At 59.1% G+C, this 19,094-nt stretch carries 18 protein-coding genes; 11 read left to right on the plus strand and 7 right to left on the minus strand.

Going from position 1 to position 19,094, the window contains the following annotated elements; translation table 11 throughout:
- Positions 1–4 precede the first annotated feature (4 nt).
- Together ACODTO_RS16600 and ACODTO_RS16605 are read left to right on the plus strand one after the other, a co-directional pair.
- Positions 5–2,140, plus strand: a complete 2,136-nt coding sequence (locus ACODTO_RS16600; RefSeq protein WP_489106738.1) for a peptidase domain-containing ABC transporter — start codon at positions 5–7, stop codon at positions 2,138–2,140.
- Positions 2,137–3,549, plus strand: a complete 1,413-nt coding sequence (locus ACODTO_RS16605; RefSeq protein ID WP_489106739.1) for a TolC family protein — start codon at positions 2,137–2,139, stop codon at positions 3,547–3,549. The genes ACODTO_RS16600 and ACODTO_RS16605 overlap by 4 nt, the downstream gene beginning before the upstream one ends.
- Positions 3,550–3,662: 113 nt before the next feature.
- Here ACODTO_RS16605 and ACODTO_RS16610 read toward each other — a convergent pair whose 3' ends face one another.
- Together ACODTO_RS16610 and ACODTO_RS16615 are read right to left on the minus strand one after the other, a co-directional pair.
- Positions 3,663–5,096, minus strand: a complete 1,434-nt coding sequence (locus tag ACODTO_RS16610; RefSeq protein ID WP_175385797.1) for a sensor histidine kinase — start codon at positions 5,094–5,096, stop codon at positions 3,663–3,665.
- Positions 5,083–5,805, minus strand: coding sequence for a response regulator transcription factor (locus ACODTO_RS16615; RefSeq protein WP_489106740.1), 723 nt, complete (start codon positions 5,803–5,805; stop codon positions 5,083–5,085). The genes ACODTO_RS16610 and ACODTO_RS16615 overlap by 14 nt, the downstream gene beginning before the upstream one ends.
- A gap of 214 nt (positions 5,806–6,019) precedes the next feature.
- Here ACODTO_RS16615 and ACODTO_RS16620 point away from each other — a divergent pair, with 214 nt between their 5' ends.
- From ACODTO_RS16620 to ACODTO_RS16635, 4 genes are all read left to right on the plus strand, one after another.
- Positions 6,020–8,770, plus strand: a complete 2,751-nt coding sequence (locus ACODTO_RS16620; protein ID WP_489106741.1) for a response regulator — start codon at positions 6,020–6,022, stop codon at positions 8,768–8,770.
- Between the two features lie 67 nt (positions 8,771–8,837).
- On the plus strand, positions 8,838–9,827 hold the full coding sequence (locus ACODTO_RS16625; protein WP_139647927.1) for a 2-hydroxyacid dehydrogenase: 990 nt from the start codon (positions 8,838–8,840) through the stop codon (positions 9,825–9,827).
- Between the two features lie 192 nt (positions 9,828–10,019).
- Positions 10,020–10,454 carry a hypothetical protein gene (locus tag ACODTO_RS16630; RefSeq protein WP_175363121.1) on the plus strand — a complete coding sequence of 145 codons (435 nt, stop codon included), beginning with the start codon at positions 10,020–10,022 and terminating at the stop codon, positions 10,452–10,454.
- Complete coding sequence (locus ACODTO_RS16635) at positions 10,454–10,858, plus strand: META domain-containing protein (RefSeq protein WP_139647923.1); 405 nt, start codon at positions 10,454–10,456, stop codon at positions 10,856–10,858. The genes ACODTO_RS16630 and ACODTO_RS16635 overlap by 1 nt, the downstream gene beginning before the upstream one ends.
- A gap of 79 nt (positions 10,859–10,937) precedes the next feature.
- Here the strand turns inward: ACODTO_RS16635 and ACODTO_RS16640 are convergent, their stop codons facing one another.
- Positions 10,938–11,405, minus strand: coding sequence for a TlpA disulfide reductase family protein (locus ACODTO_RS16640; RefSeq protein ID WP_139647911.1), 468 nt, complete (start codon positions 11,403–11,405; stop codon positions 10,938–10,940).
- Between the two features lie 89 nt (positions 11,406–11,494).
- Between ACODTO_RS16640 and arsC the strand changes: the two genes are divergently transcribed.
- Genes arsC through ACODTO_RS16655 form a run of 3 tightly spaced genes read left to right on the plus strand, consistent with a single transcriptional unit; the run spans position 11,495 to position 12,868 of the window.
- A complete protein-coding gene (gene arsC, locus ACODTO_RS16645) occupies positions 11,495–11,848 on the plus strand; it encodes an arsenate reductase (glutaredoxin) (RefSeq protein ID WP_175363120.1) in 354 nt (117 codons plus the stop codon).
- Entirely contained in the window at positions 11,845–12,450 is a 606-nt protein-coding gene (wrbA, locus tag ACODTO_RS16650) for an NAD(P)H:quinone oxidoreductase (RefSeq protein ID WP_041020225.1), read from the plus strand. Before arsC ends, wrbA begins: the two co-directional genes overlap by 4 nt.
- Positions 12,443–12,868, plus strand: coding sequence for a DUF2069 domain-containing protein (locus ACODTO_RS16655; protein WP_139647907.1), 426 nt, complete (start codon positions 12,443–12,445; stop codon positions 12,866–12,868). Before wrbA ends, ACODTO_RS16655 begins: the two co-directional genes overlap by 8 nt.
- Positions 12,869–12,967: 99 nt before the next feature.
- Here the strand turns inward: ACODTO_RS16655 and ACODTO_RS16660 are convergent, their stop codons facing one another.
- Positions 12,968–13,642 (minus strand): DNA-3-methyladenine glycosylase I, encoded by a 675-nt coding sequence (locus tag ACODTO_RS16660; RefSeq protein ID WP_139647905.1) that lies wholly within the window; start codon positions 13,640–13,642, stop codon positions 12,968–12,970.
- 28 nt (positions 13,643–13,670) lie between these two features.
- Complete coding sequence (ttcA, locus tag ACODTO_RS16665) at positions 13,671–14,495, minus strand: tRNA 2-thiocytidine(32) synthetase TtcA (protein WP_139647904.1); 825 nt, start codon at positions 14,493–14,495, stop codon at positions 13,671–13,673.
- Between the two features lie 444 nt (positions 14,496–14,939).
- Between ttcA and ACODTO_RS16670 the strand changes: the two genes are divergently transcribed.
- Together ACODTO_RS16670 and ACODTO_RS16675 are read left to right on the plus strand one after the other, a co-directional pair.
- Entirely contained in the window at positions 14,940–15,542 is a 603-nt protein-coding gene (locus ACODTO_RS16670) for a Yip1 family protein (protein WP_139647902.1), read from the plus strand.
- Between the two features lie 155 nt (positions 15,543–15,697).
- Positions 15,698–16,192: a SprT family zinc-dependent metalloprotease gene (locus ACODTO_RS16675; protein WP_139647900.1), complete on the plus strand. Its 495-nt coding sequence runs from the start codon at positions 15,698–15,700 to the stop codon at positions 16,190–16,192.
- Positions 16,193–16,311: 119 nt separating this feature from the next.
- On the opposite strand, the gene ACODTO_RS16680 is transcribed toward ACODTO_RS16675, so the two are convergent.
- Both ACODTO_RS16680 and ACODTO_RS16685 read right to left on the minus strand, forming a co-directional pair.
- Entirely contained in the window at positions 16,312–17,493 is a 1,182-nt protein-coding gene (locus ACODTO_RS16680; protein WP_489106742.1) for a CaiB/BaiF CoA transferase family protein, read from the minus strand.
- Between the two features lie 194 nt (positions 17,494–17,687).
- The gene (locus tag ACODTO_RS16685) at positions 17,688–19,040 is read right to left on the minus strand and encodes a dicarboxylate/amino acid:cation symporter (protein WP_139647896.1); all 1,353 of its coding nucleotides are present in this window, start codon (positions 19,038–19,040) and stop codon (positions 17,688–17,690) included.
- Between the last annotated feature and the right edge of the window lie 54 nt (positions 19,041–19,094).

Genomic DNA, 19,094 nt, shown 5'->3' on the forward strand with positions numbered 1-19,094 from the left:
ACCGTTGAATTATACGAATGCAATTTCACTCCATTGGAGGCGCCAGCTTCCGCTATTATTGCAAACCGAAACCGCTGAATGCGGCCTGGCATGTTTAGCCATGATACTCGGTTATCATGGACATAATTCAAGCCTGCATGAACTCCGAAATAAATTCCAAATCACATTAAAAGGCATGACATTAAAGCATATCATTCAAATAGCCGATCAATTGAAGCTAGGAACACGCGCCGTCAGGCTCGACATGAAAGATCTTCTACAACTTAGACTACCCTGCATTCTTCACTGGAATTTTAATCATTTTGTAGTCTTGAAGTCCATACATCAAGGTCACCTTATCCTTCACGATCCAGCACGAGGCATTCGCCACATATCACTTACCGAAAGCAGTGATTTCTTTACTGGAATAGCCCTAGAATTATGGCCAGAATTTGACTTTGAAGAAAAGAAAAAGAAGTCAAGCATCAAGCCTTCCAAAATGCTTGGGAAAACGTCAGGTCTGTATCGATCGCTATTACAAGTACTTCTACTGGCGCTCGCGCTGGAAATATTTTCTCTCGTCAGCCCGTTTCTTCTCCAGTGGACGATCGACAATGTCCTTCTCAGCGAGGATAGCGAATTACTAAAAACCCTTATATTAGGTTTTGGGTTATTATTGCTAATGCAGCAGGGAATAACAGCCATTCGTACATGGGTGTTGATTCACATGAATACGATGATTAGTGTGCAATGGCGCGCCAATGTGTTCACTCATTTATTGAGATTGCCTATTCACTTTTTTGAAAGGCGACATCTAGCGGATGTCGTATCGCGTTTTAGCGCAGTGGACCATATTCAACGAACACTTACCGCCGCTTTTTTTTCCAGTATTCTTGACGGCCTGATGAGCATCGCTACATTAGCGCTGATGTTTATGTACAGTCCCACTCTAGCCTTAATTTCTCTCATCGCCATGGTGCTTTATATACTAGGCCGCTGCGTCTGGCACTCCCCTTTCCGCAGGGCAACGGAAGAACAGATAATCCACGCGGCGCGTCAAGAGGGCCACTTTTTAGAGACCGTCAGAGGTATTCGGGCGATCAAACTATTCAGACGATCCCACGAACGAAGTTCCGTTTGGTTAGGGCTGTTGATCGAGCAAATTAATGCAGATATTCGTTCTCAAAAGATGCAACTTTTTTATACACAACTGAACGGTTTGCTTTTCGGCATCGAAAATCTGCTTGCGGTGTGGTTTGGCGCCAGCATGGTAATGAGTGGGCATTTTAGTGTTGGCGTATTAATAGCCTTCACCGCTTATAAGACACAATTCGTCAGTAGGGCATCAAACTTGGTAGACCTTTTTTTTGAATTGCGTGTGCTCCAGCTCCATGGTGAGCGCTTGGCCGATATTGTTCTTCATCCGCCGGAAGATAATCACGAAAAAATCAACTTAGTTACCCCCTACACATGTAGCACAAATATTGAAATAAAAGATTTGAGGTACCGCTATTCCGATCAAGAGTCTTACATTATTGACAAACTGAATTTATCTATAGCAGAGGGCGAATCGATAGCCATCACGGGCGCGTCTGGCGCTGGAAAAAGTACATTACTGAATTTGATATTAGGGATTCTCCCTCCTAGCGAAGGGCAAATCAAAATTGCTGGAATGGAAGTAAAAGACATGGGCGTTAACACCCTCCGAGACATGGTCGGCACGGTGATGCAGGATGATATCTTGTTTGCCGGCTCACTGGCGGAAAACATTTCTTTTTTCGACCAGAATGCTGATATATCCTGGATAATCCAATGCGCACAAATGGCAGCGATACATAATAGTATCCAATCAATGCCTATGGGATACAACACATTGGTTGGGGATATGGGGACGGTGCTCTCAGGCGGGCAGAAACAACGCATCCTCTTGGCTCGTGCGCTTTATAAAAGAGCTAGAATTTTATTCCTTGATGAAGCCACCAGCCATCTTGACCTGCAATGTGAGCAATTAGTCAACGATGCCATACGTTCACTAAAAATAACCCGCATAATTATCGCACATCGGCCTGAGACTATCGCGTCGGCGGACCGGGTTTTCAGACTGGAATCTGGGAAGCTAGGACCTTCTCCCATCCAAGCAAATATGGATGCGATTAAATGACGGGCTATTCCGTCTGTGCGCTGTCCATACTTACCGCGGGCATAACATTATCAGCTATAGGTGCTGAATTTGTTGCACTTAACCACGTTACATTCGCCTCTTCAAAAACAAGTTCCTATACGAGTCATCCATGCATTTTTGGAAGCACTCCAACAAAGTTGTCCCTACAGGAGAGCATAGAGCGAATACTTTGTAATGACCCAAAAACACGCTCGGCTTGGGTGCACGCAAAGGCGCAGGCCGCTCAAATCGGAGTCGGTCGATCCGCGTATTTTCCGAAGGTCACCGGCAGCATCGGCATGACTACGGGTCGGACCGTTACTGATTATGATCAGCGCAGTGAACTTTCCGGCGAGGGAAGCCGACGGCAGATATCCAATAGATTGCATTTCAGCTGGGTATTGTTCGATTTTGGACAGAGGGAAGCCGAGCTACGAAGATCCATGCAACTCTTAGTGGCTGCTAACGCCAATCAAGATGTCGTACTGCAAAAATCTTTCGCTTCCGCAGCAGAGCTTTACTATCGAGCTCTTGCCGCTCAGCGAAGCTTGATCATCTCAACAAAAGTTACATCGTTTGCAGCAGAAAACCTTGATGCCGCAGAAGCCAGGTATCATTCTGGAGCCGCGGCACTTTCTGATTTGTTGCAAGCGAAAACCGCCTTTTCCCAAGCCAGTCTGAATCAGATTCGCGATACGGGGGCACTTCGTAATACCGTAGGGATGCTTGCACTGCGTATGGGACTCTCTCCTGAGACGCCATTCGAATTGGAGGGCAATCTTATGTCGTTACCCGATGCGCAACTCATTAAGACAATTGCCGAGCTATTTCAACAGGCCCAACAAAATCACCCTGCCTTGGTAGCTGTTAGAGCCCGGATCAAAGCCGCTGAGGCGAAAATTGATGCGAGTCGCGCCGCTGGGAAACCAACCCTTTCATTGACGGCCGATATTTCCCATACCCGAATTGATCAATCCCATATGCTTAACGGCGACAGACGCGACCGAAATAGAGCCATTGGCCTGCAATTAAACATCCCTTTGTTTGATGGTTTCAGCCAAAAATATCAGATACGTAGTGATCTCGCGCATCTTGAGATAAGCAAGGAGGAGCTTCTGGAAGAAGAGTTGAAGTTGTCGCTTGAGCTTTGGGAAAATTACCAAACCCTTAGCAGTGAACTTCAGCGACTTAGCCATACAAACAAATTAATCACTCAATCACAGCAATCCCTGGAGGTGGTGCAAGGTCGCTATCGATCCGGGGTGGGTAGCATGGTTGAATTGTTGAGCGCTTTAAATGCCTACGCAAGTGCCGAAGATCAATATATTAATACCTTGACTACCTGGCATATCACACGACTACGCTTTTCTGAAAATTTGGGACTGCTTGGTTTTTGGAACTCGTATTAAACAATAATTTATCGTATAGGACCAGCATACAAACGCCTTGAGCAACTGGCGGGTAACGCTGTCAAAAATTGGTGCACATTTGGGCCGCTTTGACTTCTGGAAAACAGACTGATTCAGGTTTGAGGGCTGCTGCGCAGCCCAGCGGGAGCAAGCTCCCTCGCCACAAGAATCTCGTTCGACTGGCCTTTGTCGGCGCTCTCGCCGGCTATCAACCACAGACTCAACCGCAGCCCTCTCCCCGTATTTTCCGCCCACATCCGCCCGCCCTGGCGCTGCACCGCGTTGCGCGCGATGCTCAGGCCCAGGCCGAAACCGCCATCGCCGGGACGGGAGCCGTCGAGGCGGGTGAAAGGATCGAAGATGCGCCGCAGATCCTGCTCAGCCACCCCGCCGCCTTCGTCCTCCAGCCACAGATGCCAGAACGTGCCTTCGCGTCGGCCATCCAGGCGCACGATGCCATCGGGCGGTGAATGGCGGATGGCGTTGCGCAGGATATTTTCCAAGGCCTGGGCCAGGGTATTGAGGTTGCCCTGCACCCAACAGTCGGCCGCTACGGCGCAATGCAGTTGGCTGGCGGGCCAGCCGCTTTCGTAGCAGGCATTTTCCGTGAGCATTTCCCACAGCGCCTGGACCTGGATGGTTTCCCCAGGCAGCGGCGTACGGTCGGTGTCGAGCCAGGCCAGTTGCAATGTGTCTTCCACCAGCCGCTGCATGCCCTCGACTTCCCGGGCGACCCGCTCACGCAATGGCTCGAACGCCTGCTCGCTTTCGCTGGCGACTTGCAGGCGACTCAGAGGTGTACGCAGTTCATGGGACAGGTCGCGCAGCAATTGCTGTTGCAGGATGACGGTCGATTGCAGCCGTTCGGCCATGTGATCGAACGCACGCCCCAGCTCACCCAACTCATCGCTCCGGTCGGTGGTGCGGCTGGGCAGGCGCACATTCAACTGATCGACGCGCCAGGCATTGGCCTGCTCGCGCAGTTGATTGAGCGGCACCACCAGCAAGCGATACAGGCCAACGCACAGCAACAAGGTGAACAGCCCGGGAATCACGCCATTGGTAATCACTCGCCAGAACACCCGGTATCGCCCCGGCAGGAAACGCTCGGGCAGCTCGATCACCAGGCTGCCTGCGGACGGATCATCGGGAAATGGCACCCGCAGCCACGGCCGGCCTTTGCGGTGAATGGGCCAATCGAGACCCCGTAGGAACGTCAGGCGCTCGATCTCTTTGTCCGTCAGCGGGTGCTCACTCAGGGACTGCAAGTCTGCGCCAATGACGCCGACCCAACTGGCTTCGCGCTGCTGCATGCCCTGCAACCACTGATCGACACCCGCCTGACTGCCCCCGAGCCAAGCCTGCTCGGCCTCGGCGGCATAGCGCGTGAGGGTGCCTCGGGCCTCGTCCGAGAGGAACTGGTTGCGCTGTTCCATGTAGCGGCCCCAGGACCAGCTCAACCAGATCATCAGCAGACAGAACGCTACCAGCAGACACGCCAGTTTCCAGAACAACGAATGCCGCGAGGGCAGATCAGACCATTTCATCGGCGGCACTCAAGACATACCCCTTGCCCCATACGGTGCGCACTTCCCGCGCGGTGTAGCCGATGGCCTTGAGCTTGCGGCGAATCTGGCTGACGTGCATATCCAGGCTACGGTCGTGGGGAGCATAGCCACGCTGCAAGACGTGCTGATAAAGGAAGGCCTTGCTCAGCACTTCGTCGCCGCTGCGGTGCAGAACGTCCAGCAGGCGGTACTCGCTGCGGGTCAGCCCGGCATATTGTCCGGCGACCTGTACGTCACTGCGTTCTTCGTCGAAATCCAGCCCTTGGACCTGATGGACGGGGAATGTCGGGGCCGGACGCCGGTCCAGGGCCACCCGGCGCAGAATGGCCTCTATACGCACGTGCAGCTCAGCCATGCTGAAGGGCTTGGGCAGGTAATCGTCGGCACCGAGGCGAAAACCACTGATGCGGTCGGCTTCGGCGCCCAGGGCAGACATCAACACCACCGGGGTCGAATGGCTCTGGCGCAAACGGGTCAGCACCGCGAGCCCATCAATACCAGGCAGCAGGATGTCCATGAGCACCACGTCGAAAGCCTGGCGGCAGGCAATTTCCAACCCTTCCCGGCCGTTCTGGCACCAGGTCACGTCGAACCCGCTGCGGCCGAGTTGCTCGTGGACATAGGCGCCCAGCACGGGATCGTCTTCAATGGAGAGGATACGGGGATGAACAGCAGAAGTGGGATTCATGATTATCTGCAAATAATTCTCAGTTGCCGGATTATTCAAGATCACCCCTCTGGAGGCAACCGCCACGCATCGCGACACCGGTACAGCCAGCGTTACGGATGCACGGCGACATGAATTTTACGGAGATTGCCCGCCTGCAAATCGCTACACTGCGCAGGTATTGCGTGCCGGATGCGCGCAAAGTCGATCAGACCGCTGGATGCAGGAGACAAGTGTGCTGAAGAAACTGGGAATCAAAGGCCGCGTGTTGTTGCTGACCCTATTGCCGACCAGCCTGATGGCGCTGGTCCTGGGCGGCTATTTCACTTGGATGCAGCAATCGGACCTGCATGCCCAGTTGCTGCAGCGTGGCGAGATGATCGCCGAACAGCTTGCTCCGCTGGTCGCCCCGGCCATGAGTCGCCAGGACAGCGACCTGCTGGAGCGCATCGCCACCCAGTCCCTCGAGCAGACGGACGTGCGCGCCGTGACGTTCCTCGCCCCTGACCGCACGCCGCTGGCCCACGCCGGCCCGACCATGCTCAACCGCGCACCGGAGGGCAACAGCGCCCAGCTGCTGCAACGCACCGGCAACGACGCCACGCGCTACCTGCTGCCGGTGTTCGGCAAGCACCGCAACCTCGCCGGCGAATTGATCCCCGAAGAAGCCGACCGCTTGCTGGGCTGGGTCGAGCTGGAGTTGTCCCACAGCGGCATGTTGCTGCGCGGTTACCGCAGTCTGTTTGCCAGCCTCTTGCTGATTACCGCCGGCCTGGGACTGACCGGGTTGCTGGCCTTGCGCATGGGCCGCACGATCAACCGACCGCTGAGCCAGATCAAGCTGGCCGTGACGCAACTCAAGGACGGTCACCTGGAAACGCGCCTGCCTCCACTGGGCAGCCAGGAACTGGATGAGCTGGCGTCGGGCATCAACCGCATGGCCGGTACCTTGCAGAACGCCCAGGAAGAATTGCAGCACAGCATCGACCAGGCCACGGAAGACGTGCGCCAGAACCTGGAAACCATCGAGATCCAGAACATCGAGCTGGACCTGGCCCGCAAGGAGGCCCTGGAGGCAAGCCGGATCAAGTCCGAATTCCTGGCGAACATGAGCCATGAAATCCGTACGCCTCTCAATGGCATCCTCGGCTTCACGCACTTGTTGCAGAAAAGCGAACTGACCCCGCGCCAGCTCGATTACCTGGGCACCATCGAAAAGTCCGCCGACAGCCTGCTGGGCATCATCAATGAGATCCTGGATTTTTCGAAGATCGAGGCCGGCAAGCTGGTGCTCGATAGCATTCCGTTCAACCTGCGGGACCTGTTGCAGGACACCCTGACCATCCTCGCCCCAGCAGCTCACGCCAAACAGCTGGAACTGGTAAGCCTGGTCTACCGCGACACCCCGTTGTCATTGGTGGGCGACCCGCTGCGACTCAAGCAGATTCTCACCAACCTGGTGAGCAACGCCATCAAGTTCACCCGCGAAGGCACCATCGTCGCCCGGGCCATGCTCGAAGACGAACACGAAGACAGCGTGCAACTGCGCATCAGCATCCAGGACACCGGTATCGGCCTGTCGAACCAGGACGTGCGGGCGCTGTTCCAGGCATTCAGCCAGGCCGACAATTCGCTGTCGCGGCAACCGGGCGGCACCGGGTTGGGCCTGGTGATTTCCAAGCGCCTGGTGGAGCAGATGGGCGGCGAGATCGGGGTCGACAGCACACCGGGCGAAGGTTCGGAGTTCTGGATCAGCCTGCGCCTGCCCAAGACCCGTGACGACGCCGAGGACCAGCCCGGCCCACCGTTGCTGGGTCGTCATGTGGCCCTGCTGGAGAACCATGAACTGGCTCGCCAGGCCTTGCAGCATCAGCTCGAAGATTGCGGCTTGCAGGTGACGCCGTTCAATACCCTGGAAAACCTGACCAATGGCGTGACCCTCGCCCACCAGACCGATCAGGCCATCGACCTGGCCGTGCTGGGGATCACCAGCAACGACATGCCGCCGGAGCGCCTCAACCAGCACGTCTGGGACCTTGAGCACCTCGGCTGCAAGGTCCTGGTACTGTGCCCGACCACCGAGCAGACCCTGTACCACCTCTCGGTGCCCAACCCCCACAGCCAGTTGCAGGCCAAGCCGGCCTGCACCCGCAAGTTGCGCCGCTCGCTGTCCGATCTGGTCAACCCGCGCCCGCCGCGCAACGAACCCAACGAGCCGGTGGCCAGCCGCGCGCCCAAGGTCCTGTGCGTGGACGACAACCCGGCCAACCTGTTGCTGGTGCAAACCCTGCTCGAAGACATGGGTGCCAAGGTGCTGGCGGTGGAAAGCGGCTATGCCGCGGTCCAGGCCGTGCAAAAGGAAACCTTCGACCTGGTCCTGATGGATGTGCAGATGCCCGGCATGGACGGTCGCCAGAGCACCGAGGCCATCCGTCAGTGGGAAAGCGAGCGCCATTGCACGCCGCTGCCGATCGTCGCCCTAACCGCCCACGCCATGGCCAACGAAAAACGCGCCCTGCTGCAAAGCGGCATGGACGACTACCTGACCAAACCCATCAGCGAGCGGCAACTGGCCCAGGTGGTGCTCAAATGGACCGGCCTGGCCCTACGCAATCAATCCCCGGAGCGAGGCTTCGATGCTCAGGGCGGCAGTGAACTGCTGGTGCTCGATCATGAAGAAGGCCTGCGCCTGGCCGCCGGCAAGGCCGACCTGGCCGCAGACATGCTGGCGATGCTACTGGCCTCCCTGGAAGCCGACCGCGAAGCGATTCGCCAGGCCAGCGAGGCCAACGACCATAATGCCCTGATCGAGCGGGTCCATCGCCTGCATGGCGCCACACGCTACTGCGGCGTCCCGCAATTGCGCGCCGCCTGCCAGCGCAGCGAAACCTTGCTCAAGCAACAGGATCCCAAGGCCAGCATCGCCCTGGAAGACCTGGATCGCGCCATCGATAGGCTGGCCAGCGAGGCACGCATCAGCGCCTGATCCAAGGCAATAAACCCAAGCTCGATGGCGGCTAAGCTGACACGATTCAAAGTGCCAGGAGGCCGCCATGCGCGCGATTCTTTTCAGCAGCCAGACCTACGATCGAGACAGTTTCACCAAAGCCCCGCTCCCCGCCGGCCTTGAACTGCAATTCCAGCCCGCCCGCTTGAACCTGGACACCGTGGCCCTGGCCGAACGGCACGAGGTGGTGTGCGCATTCATCAACGATGACCTGAGCGCTCCAGTGCTGGAACGGCTGGCGAATGGTGGGACCCGGTTGATCGCCCTGCGCTCGGCCGGCTACAACCATGTCGACCTGACCGCCGCCAGGGGCCTGGGTTTGAGCATCGTCCGGGTTCCAGCCTATTCGCCCCATGCAGTGGCCGAACATGCGGTGGCATTGATCATGGCACTCAATCGCTGCCTGCACCGGGCCTATAACCGCACCCGCGACGGCAACTTCAGCCTCCATGGCCTGACCGGATTCGACCTGGTGGGCAAGACGGTCGGGGTGGTCGGCACCGGACAGATCGGCGCGACGTTCGCGCGGATCATGGCCGGTTTCGGTTGCCGCTTGCTGGCTTGCGACCCCTACCCCAACCCTCAGGTCGAAGCCCTGGGGGCTCGCTACCTGCCCCTGGCCGATCTGCTGGCGCAAGCGCAGATCATCAGCCTGCACTGCCCGCTGAACGAACACAGTCGGCACCTGATCAATGCCGATTCGCTGGCGACGATGCAGCCCGGCGCCATGCTGATCAATACCGGGCGCGGCGGCCTGGTGGACACACCGGCCCTGATCGAAGCGCTGAAAAGCGGCCAGTTGGGCTATCTGGGGCTGGATGTCTACGAGGAAGAGGCCCAGCTGTTTTTCAAGGACCGCTCCGACCAACCCTTGCAGGACGACGTGCTGGCGCGGCTGCTGACCTTTCCAAACGTGGTGGTCACCGCGCACCAGGCGTTCCTGACCCATGAAGCGCTGGATGCAATCGCCGCGACCACCCTGGACAACATCGCCGCCTGGGCGAACGGCACGCCGCAGAATCTGGTGAACGGCTAAAGCCAACCCAACACCAGTCCCCTGTGGGGGCGAGCCTGCTCGCGATAGCGGCAGATCAGCCGGCATTGATGTCAGCCGACAGACCGCCATCGCGAGCAGGTTCGCTCCCACAAAGAGAGGGGGGAGTTCGTCGCATCCGGGCCATGCCCACTCATGCCCGTGCTAGCATGTCGCGCCTATTTTGGAGGACCCATGGCCGAGCACGATTTCCGCTACACCCTGATGAACCCGCAGCACACCCTGACCGAAGTCCGCGCACTGGCGCCGGGCCGCTACCAGGTCACCGGCAACGGCGGTTCGATCCAGGCCAACGATGTTCTGCTGGTCACCCTCAAGGGCAGCAAGGATTTGTCCATGCGCCTGACCGTGGACACCGTTCGCCACCTGCTCAAGCCCATGGGCCAATGGACCGCCATGACCACCGGCCCGGTGTTCGGCGAGTTGGCAATCCACACCTGGCAGGTCAATTGCGACGGTTGCGCCAAGGAACTGAGCTTCGAGTTTGCTGTTGACGCCAAGCTCGGCGTCAAGGCCCAGAAACCCGCCGCCAGCGCGCGCATCGCCGAGTTGGGCTGGACCACCGTGGGTGAAAAACACCTGTGTCCGACGTGCCGGGAAGCCGCCTGATGAAACGTCTGGCCCTGTCCGCGTTGATCGGCATGAGCCTGATGGGCTGTGCCGCCGAACCTGTACAGTTGCAACAGAACCGCAGCTACATTCTTGAATGGATCGGTGAACGGCCGTTGATGGACTACAGCCACCTGACCATCACCCTGGGGGAAGATGGCCGGGCTTATGGCAATGCCGGCTGCAATCACTGGTTCGCCCCCTATACCCTGGAAGGCCACCGCCTGAGCTTCGGCAAGATCGGCAGCACCCGCAAACTCTGCGGGCCGGCGGTGATGGAGCAGGAGTCGCGGTTTTTGCAGGCGCTGGAAAAGGTCGAACGCTGGGACATCTCGCCCATCGAGCAGGTACGCTTCTGGCCGGCCCAGGGCAAGCCGCTGCGGTGGTGGCTGGAAGAGGGTTGAGGCCCTCAACCGTAAACCAGTGGCGAGGGGATAAATCCCCTCGCCACAACAGCCCTCACAACCTCCTCATCACAAAGTGCTATTTAAGCGCCTGCAACGCCTCAAGCTTCGCCATCACCCCCGCCGCCGTCTGCTCGCCCAGCAATTGCTCGCGCACCTTGCCCTCGTTGTCGATGATGTAGGTCACCGGCAACCCTTCGCTGCGCGGCAGGTCGAAGATCTCGGCCGGATCCCGGGCCAGCACGGTGAACCGGATACCCATCTTGTCGCTGGCGCTCTTGAGCTCCTCGCCTTGCACCTGATCGAAATTGACTCCGAACACACCGACACCGCGTCCCTTGAGCTGTTCGGCCAAGGCATTGAGTTCCGGGATCTCGGTGCGGCACGGCGCGCACCATTCGGCCCAGTAGTTGATGACCAGCCACTGCTTGTCCAGCCGTTGCGAGGCAATCGCCTGGCCGTTCTGGTCGACTCCGTAGTCGTTTCCGCAACCGGCGAGCAACAGAATGCCAATAAATGCCAGTGCCGCCGTCAATCGCCTTGCCATGTGCCAATCCTTGTCTGAATGTGAACGCTGCCACGACCCATCGTGGCACAGTAGAATAGCCGCCACCTTACGCAAGATGCGACCCGCTCATGACCGATCTGACGCTTTATCACAACCCGCGCTGCTCTAAATCCCGCGGTGCGCTGGAACTGTTGGAGGCCCGCGGCCTGACGCCCACCGTGGTCCGCTACCTGGAGACGCCGCTCGATGCAGCGCAGCTCGAACGGTTGCTGGGCAAGCTCGGCATCACGGCCCGGCAACTGCTGCGTACCGGCGAAGACGAATACACCAGCCTGAACCTGGCCGACGAAAGCCTGAGCCAGGCGCAATTGATCGCCGCCATTGCCGCCCACCCGAAACTGATGGAACGGCCGATTCTCGAAACCACCGACAAAGCCGTGATCGGCCGTCCGCCGGAGAAAATCCTGGAGATCCTGCCGTGAGCACACCGTACATCCTGGTGTTGTATTACAGCCGCAGTGGCTCCACTAACGAAATGGCCCGGCAGATCGCCCGCGGCATCGAACAGGCCGGGCTGGAAGCCAGGTTGCGCACGGTGCCGGCGATTTCCACCGAGTGCGAAGCGGTGGCCCCGGACATCCCCGAGCAGGGTCCGCTGTACGCCACCCTCGACGATCTGAAGAATTGTGCCGGCCTGGCCCTGGGCAGCCCGACCCGTTTCGGCAACATGGCCGCGCCGCTCAAGTACTTTCTCGACGGCACCAGCAACCTGTGGCTGACCGGTGCCCTGGTGGGCAAGCCGGCTGGGGTGTTCACCTCCACCGCGAGCCTGCACGGCGGCCAGGAAACCACCCTGCTGTCGATGATGCTGCCGCTGTTGCACCACGGCATGCTGATCACCGGCCTGCCCTACAGCGAGTCGGCCCTGATCGATACCGAGGGCGGCGGCACGCCTTACGGGCCGAGCCATCACGCCGGGAGTGACGGTAAAAGCGGCTTGAACGAGCATGAAGTCGCCCTGTGCCGGGCCCTGGGTTCGCGCCTGGCGAAAACCGCACAATTGCTGGAGAGCGGCCGTGGCTAAAAAGCCGAAGATCCTGCCCTCCATCCAATGGCTGGAGCCGCGCGTACGCATCGCCCGCGTCCTCAGTCTGCTGTGTTTTTTCGGCCTGGTGGGGGTGCTCAGCGTGTATTACCTGCTGATCGCCGATCTGCACGGCGCACGGCCCTGGGTGATCCTGCTGATCGAGTTGGTGCCGCTTTTGATATTGGCACCCGGGATGCTCACCGGCAGCGCTCGCGGCCATTCATGGATGTGCTTCGTGGTGAACCTGTATTTCATCAAGGGCGCATTGGCGGCCTATGACCCGAACCGGCAACTGTTCGGCGTGTTGGAGATGCTGGCGAGCGTGGCGGTGTTCTGTTCGGCGTTGTTGTATGTGCGCTGGCGGTTTCAGTTGAACCGGCGGTTGGCTGGCGAGGGAGACATCTCCGTCGCCTGATAGACCGCTATCGCGAGCAGGCTCGCTCCCACACTGGATTTATGAACACCGAAAATCCCCTGTGGGAGCGAGCCTGCTCGCGATGGATCCGACTCGGTCTCAATGATTCACGGTATACGCCAGCATCTTCGAAATATGGCTCATCGGCCGCCCGCCACTCTCTTCATGCCACTGGTTGAAGGCATTCTGCACCGTCGCCAGGTCCCGCAGGCTGGTGGGGACCTTGTCGATGATGCCCTGGGCATTGAGCGCCGCCACGACGTCGTAGCTGGTCACGAAGGTGTCCTTGCCCATCATCCGTAAAAAGTACGGAGCCGACAGACCGCCCAGTTGATGGCCATGCTTTTTCAGGTAGGTCCACAGGCCAACGATGTCGGTCACCGGCCAGTCGGCGACCAGCGCGCCGAAGCTGCCTTTTTCATGGGCCACGTCCACTATCAGTTGCGCGTTGCGGGGCACGCTCTTGAGCTTGCCCAGGTGCCGGATGATCCGCGCATCCTGCATCAGCCGCTCCAGGTGCTCGGCACTCATCAGCACGACTTTTTCCGGATCGAACTTGAAGAACACTTCCTCGAACGCCGGCCACTTGGCATCCACCAGGCTGTGCTTGAGCCCGGCGCGGAAGATCCGCAGCGACATGGTCGAGAGGTAACGGTCATCACCGATCTTGCGCAGTTGCGCCGGGGTCTTGGGAACAGGCAGGTGGGCTTCCAGTTCAGCCGTCGAACCAAAGCGGTTCAGGCAGTATTCATGCAGCCACTTGTAATCGCGCATTCCTGCTCCTTGGGTCCGGTGTAGCGGGTCAGAGGTTCACCACGTTGACGAAGCGCGAAGCAGCGCTTTCGTCGATACGCAGGTTGGTAAAGTCGAACAGGTTACGGTCCGCCAACTGCGAGGGAACGACGTTCTGCAAACCACGGAAGATGCTCTCGGTACGGCCTGGCGTCTTGCGTTCCCAGTCCTGAAGCATCTCCTTGACCACCTGGCGCTGCAGGTTCTCCTGGGAACCGCACAGGTTGCAGGGGATGATCGGGAATTGCTTGAGATCCGAATAGGCCTGGATGTCTTTCTCGCTGCAATAGGCCAGCGGGCGGATCACCACGTTGCGCCCGTCATCGGCGCGCAGCTTGGGCGGCATGGCCTTGAGCGAGCCGTTGAAGAACATGTTCAGGAAGAACGTCTCGACGATGTCGTCGCGGTGATGCCCCAGGGCCATCTTGGTTGCGCCGATCTCGTCGGCGAAGGTGTAGAGCGTGCCGCGACGCAGGCGTGAGCACAGCGAACAGGTGGTCTTGCCTTCTGGAATCAGTTCCTTGACCACCGAGTAGGTGTCTTTCTCGACGATGTGGTACTCCACGCCCAGCGACTTGAGGTACGTCGGCAGCACATCTTCGGGGAACCCCGGCTGCTTCTGGTCCATGTTCACCGCGACGATGTCGAACTTGATCGGCGCAACCTTCTGCAGGTGCATCAGCACATCGAGCATGGTGTAGCTGTCCTTGCCACCGGACAGGCAGACCATGACCTTGTCGCCGTCTTCAATCATGTTGAAATCGGCAACCGCCTCACCAGCCAGGCGGCGCAGGCGCTTTTGCAGTTTGTTCTGGTTGACCGTAAGAGTGCCCATGACGCGAAATCCGTGAGGTGTGACGAAGGGCCGGCATTTTACGCAAAAACAGGCCTGCGGCGAAGAGGCTGGCACACCCCTGTTGTGGCGAGGGGATTTATCCCCGCTGGGGCGTGTAGCGGCCCCAATATCTCAATGCAACCAACGGTGGAGCAGGCCGAACGTAGGGGCTGCTTCGCACCCCAGCGGGGCGGTGCGACGTTTCGCTAAATCCCCTCGCCACAGGGTTATTCACCCGTTTCAAGACTGTGTACACAGACCTATCGGCGATTAATCCGCCCACCTACAGCGCGATTTGCTCTAAGCCCCCCATCCCCCTCGGGATGAGTCCTTTCTATACTGCGTCATAAGGTCGCACACATATTCAGACCTTAACTTACTTGGCCATTTGGCCCGTAGGCGCTCCGTTGGGGGGCGATGGCAATAACAAAGGAGTGACTGACTATGATCCATCATGTCGTGGGGCTCTTTACCCACCCTGATCAAGAATGGAAAGACATCCGTGGCGATCAGGAGGAAAGCATCAGCCACATGTACCTCACCCACACGCTGATCCTGGCGGCGATTCCCGCTGTATCGGCGTTTATCGGCACGACGCAGGTAGGATGGGTCATAGGCAATCGTGCCCCGGTCATGCTCACCCATGAAAGCGCACTGTGGATGACCATCATGTCCTACCTGGCCATGCTGGGCGGTGTCGCGGTGATGGGTGCGTTCATCCACTGGATGGCCCGCACCTATGACGCCAACCCGAGCCTGGCCCGTTGCGTCGCGTTCGCCACCTACACCGCCACCCCCCTGTTCATCGGCGGCCTGGCAGCGCTCTATCCCCACATGTGGCTGGGAATGATCGTGGGTACGGCGGCGATCTGCTACACGGTCTACCTGTTGTATGTGGGCTTGCCGACCTTCATGAATATTCCCCAGGACGAAGGCTTCCTGTTTTCCAGTTCGGTACTTGCCGTCGGCCTGGTGGTGCTGGTTGCCATCATGGCGTTCACAGTGATTGTCTGGGGGTTGGGCGTCGGCCCGGTCTATACCAACTGAAAAACCAAGGCTCTCCTAAAAAAACAGGGTCTGCCGACACAGGCCGCCGCAAGGCGGCCTTCCTATGTCTGACGGTGAGACGACCGCTGGGCACCTGAGCGATTCGCAACGGCCGACGCTTGCGGCATACTCGGGTTTCTGGAGACCCGTAAAGCATGCTCGAGCAACTCAATACCCGCGTCGAAGAGTGTTACCAACAAGCCGAATCCTTTTTCAAACGTCCTTTCAAACGCCCGGTGGTCAGCTTCAAATTGCGTGGCCAGAAAGCCGGTGTCGCGCATTTGCATGAAAACCTGCTGCGCTTCAATCCGCAGCTGTACCGGGAAAATGCCGAGGACTTCCTCAAGCAGACCGTCGCCCACGAAGTCGCGCACCTGATCGCCCATCAATTGTTTGGCGAACGCATCCAGCCCCATGGCGAAGAATGGCAACTGATCATGCGCGGGGTGTACGAACTGCCGCCCAACCGCTGCCATACCTACGAAATCAAACGCCGCAGCGTCACCCGCTACATCTACAAATGCCCCTGCGAAGGCAGCGATTTCCCGTTCTCGGCCCAGCGCCATAGCCTGGTGCGCCAGGGACGGCGGTATCTGTGTCGCAGTTGTCGCGGGACATTGGTGTTCAGCGGGGAGACGCGGGTGGAGTAGCGGGATCTGGGGTGCCTGGGCCGGCCTCATCGCGAGCAGGCTCGCTACCACAGAGGGGGTGCAGCGCCCACAGAGCCAATGTGGGAGCGAGCCTGCTCGCGATGAGGCCGGCAACACCACTACACAACCACCCTGCCCTCCCGCAGTCGAGCAATCCGCTCGGCACTGAACCCCAACTCCGCCAACACCTGATCCGTATGCGCCCCCAGCCCGGCACCAATATGCCGGGGCTCGGGCAAGCCTTCCGAGAACTTCAACGGGCAAGCCATCTGCGCCTGACTCGAACCATCGCCGCGAGGCACTTGGGTGACCACTGCCCTGGCCTGCAATTGCGGATGCCCGAGCGCTTCTTCCAGGCTCAGCACCGGCTCGACGCAGGCATCGATATCGGCAAACAACCGGCAGAGTTCGGCGCAGTCATGCTTTTCGAACTCGGCTTGCAGGGCCTGCTTGAGCATCTGCTGTCGCTCGGGCTCGGGTGACAGCCCGTGAGTGGCCAGTTCCGGCCGCCCCAGGACCTCACACAACGCTTGCATGAAGGCCGGTTCCAGACTGCCCACCGACATCCAGCGGCCATCCCGGGTGCGGTAATAGTCATAGAAGCTGCCGCCATTGAGCAGGTGCTTTTCCCAGCCGGGTTCGACACCGCTGGCCAGGTAACCGGCGCCCGCCAGAGCGTTCAGGCTGAACACGCAATCGGCCATGCTCACATCCAGGTATTGGCCCTGCCCACTCTGCTGACGGGCAATCACCGCCGCCAACAACCCGATCACTCCGTGCAGCGACCCACCGGCGATGTCCGCCGCCTGGATGCCCAGCGGCAGCGGACCGCTGTCGGCACGCCCGGTATGGCTGGCCAGCCCTGTCAGGGCCAGGTAGTTGATGTCATGCCCGGCGCGGTCCCTGTAGGGGCCGGTCTGGCCGTAACCGGTGATCGACACATAGATGAGCCGGGGATTGATGGACCTCAACGCCTCATACCCGAGCCCCAGTCGCTCCATCACGCCGGGACGGAACTGCTCCAGCAGAATGTCGTAGTCGGCCAGCAACCGCTTGATCACCTCGAGCGCCTCCGGTTGCTTGAGGTCCAGGGCCAGGCTGCGCTTGTTGCGATTGAGGTAGGCATGGCTGGCGGAAACACCCCGGTCATGGGGCGGCAGAACCCGTAGCAGGTCCGGGCGGGTCGGTGATTCGATGCGCAGCACCTCGGCGCCCATGTCCGCCAGCAGCAGCGAGGCGAACGGACCGGGTAGCAGGGTCGAGAAATCCAGAACCTTGAGCGATGCCAATGGGCCTTGCATGAAAGGTCTCCGCAGGATGATGAGCAAAGACTAGGCAGGCGCTGGCGGCGGGGCAATTACCGCAGGTGTCGTTTGGGATGACCAATGCGCTCAAGACTTGCGCACCTCTGTTGTGGCGAGGGGATTTAGCCAACCTCTAGAAAGTGCCCATGAAAAAACCCGCCGAAGCGGGTTTTTTCATGGCTGCCTGATGATTACCTCACCGCGCCTGGCGCAGAGGTTTCAGCGGCCGCAATTTGAGCCGCAGCGATCTGCTCGTCGTCTTCACGGACGTCGGAGATACCGCGACCGCCGGAAGCCAGCTCGGTCTGCAACTGCTCCTCATCCAGCTCCTTGACCCACTTGGCAACCACGATGGTGGCAACGGCGTTGCCCACCAGGTTGGTCAGGGCGCGGGCTTCGGACATGAAGCGGTCGATACCCAGGATCAGCGCCAGGCCGGCGACCGGCAGGGTGCCTACGGCCGACAGGGTGGCCGCCAGTACGATGAAGCCGCTACCGGTCACGCCAGCAGCACCCTTGGAGGACAGCAACAGCACGGCCAGCAGGGTGATCTGGTGAGTCAGGTCCATCGGGGTGTCGGTGGCCTGGGCGATGAACACCGCAGCCATGGTCAGGTAGATCGAAGTACCGTCGAGGTTGAACGAGTAACCTGTCGGGATGACCAGGCCTACGACCGACTTCTTGGCCCCCAGGCGTTCCATCTTGATCAGCATGCGTGGCAGAGCCGATTCCGACGAGGAAGTACCCAGTACGATCAGCAGCTCTTCACGGATGTAGCGGACCAGCTTGATGACGCTGAAACCGTGAGCGCGGCAGATGGCGCCCAGCACCACCAGCACGAACACGACGCAGGTGATGTAGAAGCAGATCATCAGCTGACCCAACTGCACCAGCGAACCCACGCCGTAGGCGCCGATGGTGAACGCCATGGCACCGAACGCCCCCAGGGGAGCCAGCTTCATGATCATGTTGATGATGATGAACATCACGTGGGCGAAGCGATCGATGAAATCCAGCACCGGCTTGCCATAGGCGCCCAGGCGATGCAGGGCGAAACCGAAGAGCACCGAGAACATCAGCACTTGCAGGATGTCGCCGTTGGCGAATGCGCCGACGATGGTGTTCGGGATCACGTTGAGGATGAAGGCGATGATGCTCTGGTCTTTACCAGCCGAAATGAAGCCGGCGATCTTGCTGGTGTCCAGGGTCGTCACGTCGATGTGCATGCCGTTGCCCGGTTGCACGACGTTGACCACGACCAGGCCGATCAGCAGGGCGATGGTGGAGACGATTTCGAAGTACAGCAGCGCGTAGCCGCCGGTCTTGCCCACCGACTTCATGTTCTGCATGCCGGCGATACCGCTGACAACAGTACAGAAGATGATTGGGGCGATGACCATTTTGATCAGTTTGATGAACCCGTCACCGAACGGTTTGAGGGCCACACCGGTCTGCGGGTAGAAGTGACCGAGCAAAATACCGATGGCAATGGCAACGATCACCTGGAAATACAGGGATTTGTACAAGGGCTGACGAGTCGTCATGGCAAACCTTCCTCAAGCGTCCCGTGTGACAACATCCATCTGTTGTCCACGACA

The sequence above is a fragment of the Pseudomonas sp. FG13 genome (assembly GCF_057809755.1).

Coding starts and splice junctions, on each gene's coding strand:
- ACODTO_RS16675 (WP_139647900.1), top strand. CDS start 15,698: ATGCTCGAGCAACTCAATACCCGCGTCGAAGAGTGTTACCAACAAGCC.
- ACODTO_RS16660 (WP_139647905.1), bottom strand. CDS start 13,642: ATGCGCGATTACAAGTGGCTGCATGAATACTGCCTGAACCGCTTTGGT.
- ACODTO_RS16615 (WP_489106740.1), bottom strand. CDS start 5,805: ATGAATCCCACTTCTGCTGTTCATCCCCGTATCCTCTCCATTGAAGAC.
- ACODTO_RS16630 (WP_175363121.1), top strand. CDS start 10,020: ATGGCCGAGCACGATTTCCGCTACACCCTGATGAACCCGCAGCACACC.
- ACODTO_RS16635 (WP_139647923.1), top strand. CDS start 10,454: ATGAAACGTCTGGCCCTGTCCGCGTTGATCGGCATGAGCCTGATGGGC.
- ttcA (WP_139647904.1), bottom strand. CDS start 14,495: ATGGGCACTCTTACGGTCAACCAGAACAAACTGCAAAAGCGCCTGCGC.
- ACODTO_RS16680 (WP_489106742.1), bottom strand. CDS start 17,493: ATGCAAGGCCCATTGGCATCGCTCAAGGTTCTGGATTTCTCGACCCTG.
- ACODTO_RS16605 (WP_489106739.1), top strand. CDS start 2,137: ATGACGGGCTATTCCGTCTGTGCGCTGTCCATACTTACCGCGGGCATA.
- ACODTO_RS16685 (WP_139647896.1), bottom strand. CDS start 19,040: ATGACGACTCGTCAGCCCTTGTACAAATCCCTGTATTTCCAGGTGATC.
- ACODTO_RS16640 (WP_139647911.1), bottom strand. CDS start 11,405: ATGGCAAGGCGATTGACGGCGGCACTGGCATTTATTGGCATTCTGTTG.
- ACODTO_RS16670 (WP_139647902.1), top strand. CDS start 14,940: ATGATCCATCATGTCGTGGGGCTCTTTACCCACCCTGATCAAGAATGG.
- arsC (WP_175363120.1), top strand. CDS start 11,495: ATGACCGATCTGACGCTTTATCACAACCCGCGCTGCTCTAAATCCCGC.
- ACODTO_RS16610 (WP_175385797.1), bottom strand. CDS start 5,096: ATGAAATGGTCTGATCTGCCCTCGCGGCATTCGTTGTTCTGGAAACTG.
- ACODTO_RS16625 (WP_139647927.1), top strand. CDS start 8,838: ATGCGCGCGATTCTTTTCAGCAGCCAGACCTACGATCGAGACAGTTTC.